Origin of the sequence: Protofrankia symbiont of Coriaria ruscifolia, assembly GCF_900634745.1 — a bacterium.
Classification (GTDB): Bacteria; Actinomycetota; Actinomycetes; order Frankiales; family Frankiaceae; genus Protofrankia; species Protofrankia californiensis.
The window spans coordinates 98,467-108,130 of the sequence record NZ_CAAAFR010000056.1; the positions used below are offsets into that span (position 1 = coordinate 98,467).

7 protein-coding genes are annotated in these 9,664 nt (G+C 68.0%); all 7 read left to right on the top strand.

The window, feature by feature from the left end; genetic code table 11:
• Positions 1-477 precede the first annotated feature (477 nt).
• Positions 478-1,608: a uroporphyrinogen decarboxylase gene (gene hemE / locus CV1CTNOD_RS08735; protein ID WP_431607093.1), complete on the top strand. Its 1,131-nt coding sequence runs from the start codon at positions 478-480 to the stop codon at positions 1,606-1,608.
• 416 nt (positions 1,609-2,024) lie between these two features.
• A complete protein-coding gene (gene hemG, locus CV1CTNOD_RS08740) occupies positions 2,025-3,488 on the top strand; it encodes a protoporphyrinogen oxidase (protein WP_131785630.1) in 1,464 nt (487 codons plus the stop codon).
• A 56-nt stretch (positions 3,489-3,544) separates the two neighbouring features.
• On the top strand, positions 3,545-4,270 hold the full coding sequence (gene hemQ / locus CV1CTNOD_RS08745; RefSeq protein ID WP_131785631.1) for a hydrogen peroxide-dependent heme synthase: 726 nt from the start codon (positions 3,545-3,547) through the stop codon (positions 4,268-4,270).
• 933 nt (positions 4,271-5,203) lie between these two features.
• Complete coding sequence (locus tag CV1CTNOD_RS08750; RefSeq protein ID WP_131785648.1) at positions 5,204-6,655, top strand: sugar transferase; 1,452 nt, start codon at positions 5,204-5,206, stop codon at positions 6,653-6,655.
• 137 nt (positions 6,656-6,792) lie between these two features.
• Positions 6,793-7,800 carry a phosphotransferase gene (locus CV1CTNOD_RS08755; protein WP_131785632.1) on the top strand — a complete coding sequence of 336 codons (1,008 nt, stop codon included), beginning with the start codon at positions 6,793-6,795 and terminating at the stop codon, positions 7,798-7,800.
• A 238-nt stretch (positions 7,801-8,038) separates the two neighbouring features.
• Complete coding sequence (locus tag CV1CTNOD_RS08760; protein ID WP_131785633.1) at positions 8,039-9,067, top strand: DUF2278 family protein; 1,029 nt, start codon at positions 8,039-8,041, stop codon at positions 9,065-9,067.
• 361 nt (positions 9,068-9,428) lie between these two features.
• Positions 9,429-9,664: transposase domain-containing protein (locus tag CV1CTNOD_RS08765; RefSeq protein ID WP_207386273.1), on the top strand; the 236-nt coding region annotated here is incomplete at its 3' end.

The window sequence follows — 9,664 nt, forward strand, 5'->3', positions numbered from 1 at the left end:
CCCCGTGCTTGACCGCGGTTGCCGCCAGCAGGAACAGGAAGGACGTCGCCTCGGCGATAGAGATCATCCGGGCGGCGGCGAGTATCGAGGTGCCGTTGTCGGGCTGCCGGCGTTCGCCGTCGGCTGGCATGTTCGGCCTCCATAGTCATCACGACGGCATGGTCGCGCCGCCTCCGGCGGGGTGGGAGGACTCGTGGATCCGGGCGGCTGTTCTATTCTACGTCCTGTCGAAGATAAACCGTCTTCAGGGCGATCTGCTGACCCTCCGGGGCGCCAGGATGTCGTGTTGCGCCGGCTTCGTCCCGCACCCCGCACCCATGCCGTGTTCGCGCGGTGCGGCAGGCGTGACAGACGTCGCGGCCGGGCCGGTTCCCCGTCGGCGACACCCACCACGGTGGACGTGCAACCATCAGGGTCATGTGTTCGGCGGCGGTGGATCCGGCAGTGGTGGACTCGGCAGTGGTGGACTCGGCAGTGGTGGACTCGGCAGTGGTACCCAGGCGTGCGGCCCCGGACGTGTCCGCTGAGGCATCCGAATTGCACGAAGTACCCGAATTGAGTGAAACATCCGAGTCAGGCGGAATACCCGATCTGCACAGTGCGCCGTTTCTGCGTGCCTGCAGAGGGGAGCCCGCCGGGCGCGTTCCGGTGTGGTTCATGCGCCAGGCAGGCCGCGCGCTACCCGAATACCGCAAACTGCGCGCCGGCACGGCGATGCTCGACTCCTGCCGCGATCCGGACATGGTGACGGAAATCACTCTGCAGCCGGTGCGTCGCTTCCGCACGGATGCCGCGATCCTGTTCTCCGACATCGTGCTGCCTCTGGTTGCCATCGGCGTGGACATCGACATCGTCGCCGGGGTAGGTCCGGTCGTCGCGGACCCGGTCCGTGACGACACCGCGCTGACCCGGCTGCGGCCGCTTGCCGGTGACGACGTGCCGTACGTGACCGAAGCCGTCCACACACTCGTGCGGGAGCTGGGGCCGACCCCACTGATCGGATTCGCGGGAGCTCCGTTCACCCTGGCCAGCTACCTCGTCGAAGGCGGACCGAGCCGGACGCACGCCCGCACCAAACAGTTGATGTACAGCGCACCACGGCTGTGGCACGAACTGGCGGAGCGGCTCGCCGACATCACCATCGGTTACCTGCGTGTCCAGGTGGACGCGGGGGTGAGTGCGCTGCAGCTGTTCGACTCGTGGGCCGGGGCATTGGACGAGGCCGACTACCGCCGCTACGTCCTTCCCCACAGCCGGCGGGTTCTCGACGCCTTCGCCGGTGACGGCGTCCCCCGCATCCACTTCGGGGTGAACACCGGAGAGCTGCTCGGCGCCATGGCCGAGGCGGGCGCCGACGTGGTCGGGGTGGACTGGCGGGTCTCGCTGGACGAGGCCGCCCGCCGGATCGGTCCGGGCCGTGCGGTCCAGGGCAACCTCGATCCGACCGCCGTCTTCGCGTCGCGTGACGTCCTCGCCGAGAAGGTCCACGACGTGTGCGCTCGTGGTGCCAAGGCCGACGGCCACGTGTTCAACCTCGGGCACGGGGTGCTACCCGAGACCGATCCGGGCGTGCTCGCCCACATCGTCGAGCTGGTGCACGAGTTCTGACCGCTCTTTGACCGGGGCCCGACCGCTGTGACCGGGTTCTGACCGCCCTGGCCGTCCGGGAGGGCCGCTCCGGCGGACGTTGGTCGGTGCCGGCGCTAACGGCCCGGCGGCTAACGGCCCGGCGGTAACGGGAGCACCGTGCCGGGAACCCCGGTGCCGGGAGTTGCCGTGCCGGGCATCCGTCATCGCCCGCCGAGGGCGGCCGGGTGCCTTTCCTCACCCCTGTCATGCAATCTCCGGCCGTTGCGCCCCGGCGGGCGGCCAGCGGAGGAAACTGGTGCAGGTCACGCAACTGGGGCTGTCGCAAGTGAGGTTGTCGGCCCGGGCCAGGAGGCTGCCGAACAACGGCGTTCGATACTCAAGCGGCGGCCGGGTACATCGGGCGAGGTGGCCGCAATCGGGAGGAGCGGGTCTGCATGCGCGTCATCGTGGTCGGAGCGGGTATCGCGGGGCTTGCGGCCGCGTATGCGCTGCGGGGCCAGGCCCAGGTTACCGTCGTCGAGTCCGGCGACCGTGTCGGAGGCAAGCTGCGGACGACCCCGTTCGAGGGGCTGGACGTCGAGGAGGGCGCCGAGTCGTTCCTCGTCCGCGTGCCGGACGCGGTACGCCTGGCCCGTCATGTGGGTCTCGGCCACGACATCGTCCACCCGGCCACCACCACCGCGGCGCTGCTGATCTCCGGCCGGTTGCGCCCGTTGCCACCGCGGACCATGCTCGGCGTTCCGACCGACGCGATCGGCCTGATCCGTTCGCGGGTGCTGTCCCCGGCCGGGCTGATCCGTGCCGCGGCCGATCTGGTGCTGCCGCGCACCCAGCTGCCAGCCGATCCCACGGTCGGCAACTTCGTGGGCGCTCGGGTCGGCCGCCAGGTTGTCGAACGACTGGTGGACCCCCTGCTCGGAGGGGTGTATGCGGGGCGGGCTGACGCCATGTCGCTGCGCGCCACGGTTCCGCAGCTGACTCCGATCATGTCCGAGAGCCGCTCGCTGCTGCTCGGCGCGTACCGGGTACGGGCCCGGACGGCACCGGCTGACCCCGCCGGTACGCCGATGTTCGCCTCGGTGCGTGGCGGTCTGGGACGGTTCGCCGCGGCTGTCGCGGACGCCAGCGAGGCGAAGATCCTGCTGGGTACGAGCGTCCGCGCGGTGAGCCCGGCCCCCCTCGGCTGGCGGGTGAGCGTCGTCGGGAGCGGCCCGCGGGCCGTACCGGATGACGCCGCCGGTGCCGACACCGGTAGCGACATCGCTCTCGGTGCCGACACCGCCGGCGGGCCGGGTCTGTGGGACATCGAGGCCGATGCGGTGATCATCGCCGTGCCTGCGCACGAGGCCCGGAAGATCCTGACATCGGTGGCGCCGTACGCGGCCGCGCCACTGGCCGCGGTCCCGTACACCTCCGTGGCGTTGATCACCCTGCTCTACCGTGGGGTACGGCTGCCGCCGGGCAGCGGCTACCTTGTCCCACCGCGTGAGGGCAGCGTCCTGAAAGCAGCCACATTCCTGTCCGCGAAGTGGCCGCACCTGTCGACGGACGCCGGTCTGACCGTTGTGCGGGCAAGCGTCGGCCGGGCCGGCGACGAAGGTGATCTGGAGCGTTCCGACGTCGAGCTTGCCGGTGTCGTCGCGGCCGAGCTCGCTGCCGCGACGGGTCTTTCGGCCCGACCGCTGGCAAGCCGCGTGACCCGGTGGGACGCCGCGCTCCCGCAGTACCTCCCAGGCCATCTTGAGCGGACGGCGGCGGCGCGCGGGATGCTGCCCGCCGGCCTCGCGCTGGCCGGTGCCGGGTACGACGGGGTGGGCATTGCGGCGTGCGTGCGATCCGGGGAGGCCGCCGCGGAGACGGTGCTGCGTTCCGACGACACAGTCCGGGTCGGACAGTGAGCGGACCTCGCGGGCACCGGCGGGTCGCTGACGGCTCGGTGGGTGACAATTGGGCCATGTCCGAGACTCCCAGAACCGAGACCTCCCGAACCGATCCCGCCCCCTCCGCCCGGGACCTCAACGCCGAGCTGCTGTACACGTCCTGGTCGGTCTTTGCGGCGCGTGACGCCCTGCCCGCGGACCGCGCGGCGGTCGTGGCCGAGATGGAGGACCTGCTGGACGGGGCTCTCGCCAAGGACGTCTACACCCGGGGCGTCTACGACCTCAGCGGCTACCGAGCGGACGCCGACGTCCTGCTGTGGTGGACCAGCCCCGACCCCGACCTGCTGCAGGAGACCTACCAGCGGTTCCGCCAGAGCGCGCTCGGGCGGGCCCTGGCCCCGGTGTGGTCGGGGGTCGGCCTGCACCGGCCGGCCGAGTTCAACCGCAATCATGTTCCCGCCTACGTCCGGCGCGAGGATCCCAGGGCGTATGTATGCGTCTACCCGTTCAACAGGTCGCTGGAGTGGTACCTGCTTCCCGACTACGAGCGTCGCGGCATGCTCGCCGAACACGGGATCATGGGCCGGGAGTTCGCCGATGTCCGGGCGAACACAGTGGCTGCGTTCGGGCTGGGCGACTACGAGTGGCTGCTGGCGTTCGAGGCGGACGAACTGCACCGGATCGTCGACTGTCTCCGGCACCTGCGCGCCAGCCGGGCGCGGGCGCACACCCGCCTGGAGACACCGTTTTTCACCGGCGTCCGTAAGCCGATTGCCGATCTTGTCGCAGCCCTGCCGTGACAGGCCGCGGCCCTGCAGGGCCGCGGCTGTGCGGTGAAGGCGTGCGTTGTGAAAGTGTGCGTTGCCATGGCCGTGCCGGGCCGTCCACAAGACATCCCGGCCTCGGCTCGGTCTCGGCGGAGATGCTTCCTGTCATGGCCACGATTTGGTAGCAAGACGATTGCATGCTGCAATTATTTCGTAGTATTTTGTTGAGTATGCTACTTTCCGTAGCATCTTATGTGGATGTAGTGTGCATTCGGCTCAGTGTGACCGGAATTTTCTAGATAAACGGGGTATTACATCGCAATTACGGCTGAAGTGGCTGGTGGGCGGCGGGTGGGTTTGTCCCATGTCGTGAGCGGTGTCGGATCTCTGCTAGCATCAGTCGCCGCATGTTTGTGGATGTCTGGCCCACGTTGTCCGACTGGTCGCTTGCCGTAGCCGCGAGGAGGTCGCTGGATTACTTGTCCGGCAGTACCAGTAGGTTTTCTCCGTGCTATTGGCCGGCTGTTTGGCCGGGGAAATTCGACAGGCCCGTCACGATGCTCGACAGCCGCTGGGCAGCCTGCGGCAAGGGCTGATCCCGAGGCTGTCCATGATTTTCCACGGTAGTTGCGAAAATTCCCGTGAGTACCCGCATGTCATGCGGGCGCCTGCGCGTAACGGTTGCGGAAGGTGTCCGGCCGGACGCCGACCGGACAATGGATCGACGCGGATCGAAATTTTCTGATCGTAGCGGACGAAAACGTGCTCGAGTCCTGGGGGGGGCTGGCAGTGACGGAGATAATGCCCGGTGACGCGCGGGTGTCAACGGGTGTCGGACCGACACCCGTTGTGCACGGTTTCAGCGCGTGGCCACACGATGATTCTGGTTTTGCTGACGCGTCCCGACTCGTCCGGCGACGACGGCGCCGTCGGTCGGCGAAATCGACGCCGGCAGCCACCGGCACGCTGGAAAGAAGGGTCGGTTACCGGGCCCAGGTCGACTGGGAACGCAGGTATGTTCGACTTCTCGTGATATTCGATGCGCTGGGTTGTGTCCTGGCCACGATCATGGCATTTCTGGTGCGCTTTGGCGACAATCCGGTGGTGTCGTCGTGGCCATATATCGTGATGAGTGGTCTGCTGCCGTTGGCCTGGGTGCTGTCGATGGCATTCGGACGCGCGTACGAGGGGCGGTTTCTCGGCGGCGGGTCGGAGGAATTCAGACGGGTTGTCAACGCGTCCGCCCGAATCACCGCGTGCGTCGCGGTGATTTCCTACGCGACGAAACTTGAGATCGCCCGGAGCTACCTCCTCATCGCGTTCCCCATGGCGACGTTGCTTGCGGTTGTTGGGCGTTGCGGCGGGCGGGGGATCCTGCACCGTATGCGCCGTAACGGGCGCTGCCTGCACAGAGTCCTGGTAATAGGCGCCGGCGAGGCCGCGGCGACACTCGTACGGTTGGCCCAGCGCGACCCGAGGTCGGGGTGGTCGGTGGTCGGTGTCTGCCTGGACCGACTGCCCGGACGGCACAGCCACGACCGGCTCGAACGAAGCGGTTTCGATCTGCTCGGTGTTCCCATAGTGGGGACGCTGGAAAGCCTGCACACAGCCATCAGGGCAACCATGGCGACGACCGTCGCAATCTGCCCGCAAATGGACGGCGAAACGCTTCGCCGGGTGATGTGGGCCCTTGAGGGCAGCGACGTCGACGTTCTCGTGAGTTCGGCGCTCACTGACGTCACCGGCCCCCGGATCTCGATTCGTCCGGTCGCGGGACTTCCTCTGCTGCATATCGAGGAACCTGAGCTCACCGGTGCCCGGCGGGTTTTGAAGGCATGCGTCGACCGCGTTCTCGCACTGGGCGCGCTGCTGATCTTAGCGCCGTTCCTGTTAGCCATCGGGATTGCCGTCCGGGTGACCAGTCATGGACCGGCAATCTTCAAACAGATCCGGGTGGGCCGTGGCGGCGAGACTTTCCGTATGTACAAGTTCCGCTCTATGTACACCGATGCCGAGGCGCGTCTGGAGGGGCTTCGCACGGCGAACGAGCGTTCCGAGGGCCTGTTGTTCAAAATACGCGACGATCCGCGGGTGACTCCGGTCGGTCGCTTTTTGCGTAAGTGGTCACTCGACGAACTGCCCCAGCTGTTCAATGTCCTCAACGGGAACATGTCGCTGGTCGGCCCACGCCCGCCGCTGCCGTCGGAGGTGGCCCGCTACGAGGACGACGCGCATCGCAGGCTGATGGTCAAGCCCGGGCTCACCGGGCTGTGGCAGATCAGCGGCCGGTCGGACCTGGAGTGGGACGAGTCCGTCCGCCTGGATCTGCGCTACGTCGAGAACTGGTCCCTGGCGATGGATTTCGTCATCCTGTGGCGGACGTTGTTCGCTGTCGTGCGCCGTGAGGGCGCCTACTGACACGCCGACTGGTATGCCGGATTGACATGTCCGGTGACCGGAGCCGAGCGCAGGTTGCACATACCGTCGAGCAGACGCTTCGTGTACCTGGTTGAATCGGTTCGTGAACGCGGAGCTTCCGGATCCCGAACTCGCGGATGGGTGAATTCACCGAACCCGAATTCGCTGATGCCGAGCTGATTGCCACACTGGCAGCGGTCGGCCGGCGGATCGTGGGTGAGCAGAAGCCGGACGTCGCGGTCGTCCTGTCCGCCCGTCACGACAGGCTGCTGGTGCGTTACGGCGATGCCGTCCTCAAGGCCCACGCGCCGGGGAGCGATCCGGCGGAGCTTGCGCTCCGGCTGCGCCTGGCGGCCGACCCCCGGTTGACCGACAGCCTGCTTGCGCCCCTTCCCATCCCGGGCGCGGACGCGCCGGGGATGCTCATACGGGTCCGGGGTCGGCTTGTCAGCGCCTGGCCGGTGGGCACGCCCCTGCATCCGGACGATTTCGGGACGGTGTCCGAGACGGCCGTCGACGATCTGCCGTGGGAGCAGGCGGCGACCCTGCTCGCCCGGCTGCACGCGGTACCCCTGTGGCGGCCCGTTCCACCGGCGAGGGTCCGCCGGGGTCTTGAGCGTGCGATGGCGAAGCTGTCCGGGCTGTCCGGTCCGGCTGGCGATGATCCCCTCGTGGGGGAGATCCTCGCCGCGTACGCGGCCCTCCCGCGTGGGGAACCGGACGGCTGCACGCAAGCGGGCCGCGCCTGCACGCCCTACACGCCCGTGCCCGGGGACGCGCTCGTGCACGGGGACTGGCATCTGGGGCAGCTGCTCCGACTCGACGACCGGGGCCTGCGGATCATCGACGTCGACGACCTCGGCGCCGGTGACCCGATATGGGATCTCGCCCGGCCGGCTGCCTGGTACGCCGCCGGTGTGCTGGCGCCGGCGGCGTGGGCCCGGTTCCTCGGCGGATACACGGCCGCCGGTGGCCGTGCCGTGCCGCCCGACGCCGATCCGTGGCAGGTGCTGGATACTCCCGCACGGGCGCTGGCCGTTGCGTACGCGGCGAACGCCGTGGCGGACAGCGTGCTCACCGGCACCCCACTCGACAGCGTCGCGCGGGCCTTCGTCGACTGCTGCCGGCGAATGCGCCGGTTGTGACACGCCGCCGATCCACTCGCCGCGGTGCCCCGACACTGCTATTGCGCCGGCCGATCTGTATCGGGCCGATCGATATCCATATCGGTCGGCCCGCCGCCGGTCAACCCCTTATCGGTCAATTCCGTATCGGTTGACGGCGACGTGCGGTGTGTTTACGCTTTCGTAGCATTCTGGATGATGGTTGGTGACAGAACACTGCAGGCGGTCGGGGGCTGACCACGCGTTCAGGGGAGAACGGATGCCATTGCGCGGCTATGGGGTACTGGTCGGGCAGGCCGTCGACGAGCGTGCCGAAGGCGGGACCGACACCCCGCATTACCAGATCCGCTTACGGGTCGCCGGCAGCGATTTCCGGATCGCGGTCAACGTGCTGTCCAGCCAGCAGCCGTCGGAGCTGCTGTTCGTCGCGCAGGAGGATTTCCGGCATCCGATCCTGCCGGCGCTCGCGGCCCTGTCCGATGGGTTCACCGCGTTTTCCGGTCATCCTGACGGCCCTGCCCTGGACTACATCCGGGGCAACCTGTTCGACCGCCTCGACATGCGGCCGCTACCGGCGACACAGCCCGGACTGGACAACGACCTCGCTGACAAAATCCGCCATTTCGTCTCCCGCGCGATCGCGGATCCGGCGGCGCGCGTGTACGCGTTCGGGCAGCGCTGGGGGCCGGAGGCAGCCATCCCCGACAAGATATTCGAGTTCTCGCCCGGCAACGGCATCCACGACATTCACATGAACCAGGGGAACAGCGGGCGGTTCCGCGGTGACGACGGCGTATGGCAGGACGGTGGCCTGCTGTTCCGTTTTCCTGCCACCGGCCGGTGGGCCGCGGTCTTTCTCGCGTTCCAGTCCCAGGGATGGCACACCGACGACACCACCGGGCACGTTGTTCCCGACCTCACCGAAGTGGGCCCGGCTCCCCGACCGGCGTCCGGCGAGCCCGATCAGCGCGTCCGTATCGTCGCGGCCCTGGTCAACCCTGCCGGCTCCGCGCCTGAAACAGAAAGCGTCACCCTGGTGAACACCAGCCCGTTCCATATCGACCTTGCCGGTTGGGCGTTCGCCGACCAGCAGAAACGCCGCCATGTTCTGCGCGATCTCGTCATCGCCGCCGGCGACGCCGTCCGCGTGACGGTGTCCCCGCCCATGCAGCTCGGCAACAGCGGCGGGTTGATCACCCTGCTGGACAGGCGGGGCCTGAAGGTCGACGGCGTCTCCTACACAGCCGCTCAGGCCGGACGCGAAGGCTGGACCATCACCTTCCGCTGATTGCCAAGCGTGTTCCGTCACCTGCCTTGCCCGCACCAAGGATCGGGCAGGCCGCGCGTAGCGACTCATCGCCATGCCCTGCTCCAGATGCCGGCCAGACCGCCCCTTTACCTTCCGGTGATTCGATCGCTGGTGTAGCCCGGATGAAAACCGGACGATCATCTCGACAATGATCGATTGCTTGTTCGTTGTGCTAATGGTCCCGCGGGCAACGGATGGCGGGTCGTGCAGGTGATGCGCCTGCCACCGGGATATGTCCGCTGTCGCCCGGCCCTTTGATGCTGCGACCTGTGGTTTTCCGTGTCCGAGTGGCCCGACCCCAATACCAGGAACTTAGTGTCTGATCGTGTAGGTTCGGTGGGTGCCGAGACGTGGTCAGGTCAGGGAGAAGCCCGAGGACCGGTTGGTGGACCGGGTCGGGTTGGGGGTGTTGGCGGCGCGGTTCCCGGACGTGCTGGTCGACCGGGTGGTCGCCGAGACCGGGCGGCGTGAGCGACGGACGCGGGACCTGCCGGCGGCGTTGACCCTGCGGTACGTGGTGGCGTTGGCGTTGTTCCCGTCGGAGGGTTACGACGAGGTGATGCGGCAGGTGAAGGT